The organism is Maritimimonas sp. 2210JD6-3 (genome assembly GCF_056591795.1).
This window is the reverse complement of sequence record NZ_JBWQOJ010000078.1, coordinates 1-2,023: the sequence shown is the minus strand read 5'-3', so window position 1 is coordinate 2,023 and position 2,023 is coordinate 1. Positions and strand designations below refer to the sequence as shown.

Here is a 2,023-nt window from a genome sequence, read left to right as displayed (position 1 = left end):
CCTTTTAATTTCTCTTTTGTGAATTCTGAAAGCACTAAACGCCCACTCGTTTGAGCACGTTCTGCTAACAAATCATCCCAATCGTCTGTGCCTTTCCAAAATACCTTTTTCATTTCTAGCATAGCTTCCGTATTGTAAGTACACAAATGCTCTGCTGTAGTTTTTACTGCCTCATCCAATATTTCTGTAGTTTCATAAACATGTGTAAATAAACCTTTTTCTTTAGCCCATTCGGCTGGATAAAACGAATTTGCATCTATAGCAATTTGTGACATGGCACTCAATCCCATTTTGCGTTCAATAGCTGGTCCAACTACAAAGGGTCCGATACCAATATTTAATTCACTTAACTTAATAGCCGCAAACTTCGTTGCCATACAATAATCGGTTGAAGCGGCAAGACCTACTCCACCACCAACAGTTTTTCCTTGAATACGCCCAATAATAAACTTTGGGCATTTACGCATGGTATTAATGACGTTAGCGAATCCTGAAAAAAATACTTTTCCTGTTGCCGCATCATTGATATTTATTAATTCTTTAAAACTTGCTCCAGCACAAAAGGTTCTGTCGCCTCCACTTTTAAGTACAATAACTTTTATAGCACCATTGTTTCCAGCATCGGTAATGGTTTGTGCTAGTTTTGCTAAAATATCTCCAGGTAACGAATTGTGAGCAGGATGAAAAAACTCGATGTATCCTACTTCGTTTTCTATGGTTTGTTTTACGTAAGGTTGTGTCATCGTATTTATACGTTTCCGCGAAGGCGGAAATCTTATTATTAGTTATACTTATTTTCTTATAATTACCCATTTCTGGGTAAACCAGTGAGAATCTTTTTAATATTATACTTTATTTTAATAGAGTTCACTGTTTCATGATGAACTAGCAAACATCTTTTTTATTTATGGATACCTACAAGGTTTTCAAAACCTTTTAAGATTGATTCATTTATAATTCTTCATATAAATCCTTCCATTTAGGATTTAATTTTTCTATTAATTCAATTTTCCAAGCCCTATTCCATTTCTTCATCTTCTTTTCTCTCAATTTAGCTTCTTCTTCTGTCTCCAATTCTTCAAAATAAACTAGCTTATTCAAATTATATCTTGCCGAAAAGGTATTGGGGTGAGCCTTTGTTTTATGTTGATATATTCTTGTTTTTAATTTTTTTGTTTTTCCTATATATAAAACACCTTGTTTTTTATTTGTTATTATGTAAACGCAATGTTTCATCTTCTTAATTATTATTTTTTAGATTCCCACTTTCGTGGGAACTTCGAGCAATTCAATTTGTTATAACAAATTGAATTGCTCGAAGTGATGATTTAAATGTTTTCGTTCTAATAAATACCACTCGTAACGATTCAGCTCTCCAAATACAATATTCTTTAACGTGGCATCTGGATGCTCTTTAAAATATTCTAAATACTTCGCTCGTTGTATCTTAAATTTTTCAATTGCTGTTGCTAAATTTTCATATTTTAAATCATCAAGCGTATCTTTTTTAAGCATTGGAAATTGACTATTTTTAGGAAACTTCGTATAATTCCAAAGGCTGTTTTTAACTTTCTCTAAAATCTTTTCTGGTGTCGAAATTTCAAAATCTTGAATCTCGCCTGCTGCAATCTTATACGTGTATTCTAAATGTTCTATCATGTGCTGTGGTGTCATGATGCCCCATTTTGGTTTGGTGTCTTCTTTTAGTTTCGACAGACATTCATCAATCTTATTTTCTGTCATTTCCACAAAGATTTCTTGCTTCTTTTGAACCATGGTTAACACCGTAGCAAGCGCTACTAATTCGTTATCGGCATCAAAAATCTCGGCAAACCATTTAACTATACCACTTGGATGTTCGGCACTTGCAACATCTCGATCAATCTTTTGTTTACAAGTTAAACGTACATAAATAGTATCATTATGATACAATGGACGAAGGAAGCGACATTCTTCTAATCCATAATTTGCAGAAACAGGGCCTTTGTTCGGATACACAAATAATCCAGCAGCAGCAGAAATG

The 2,023-nt window shown here is 33.5% G+C and carries 3 protein-coding genes; all 3 read right to left on the bottom strand.

Annotated features, from left to right (window positions below):
- A partial coding sequence (locus AC1EUY_RS15965) for an enoyl-CoA hydratase/isomerase family protein (RefSeq protein ID WP_480196548.1) occupies nt 1-743 on the bottom strand: 743 nt, incomplete at its 3' end.
- Nucleotides 744-951: 208 nt separating this feature from the next.
- Nucleotides 952-1,236, bottom strand: a complete 285-nt coding sequence (locus AC1EUY_RS15960; protein WP_480196547.1) for a GIY-YIG nuclease family protein — start codon at nt 1,234-1,236, stop codon at nt 952-954.
- Nucleotides 1,237-1,296: 60 nt separating this feature from the next.
- On the bottom strand, nt 1,297-2,023 hold a 727-nt coding region (locus tag AC1EUY_RS15955), incomplete at its 5' end, for a hotdog family protein (protein ID WP_480196546.1).

Coding starts and splice junctions, on each gene's coding strand:
- AC1EUY_RS15960 (WP_480196547.1), bottom strand. CDS start 1,236: ATGAAACATTGCGTTTACATAATAACAAATAAAAAACAAGGTGTTTTA.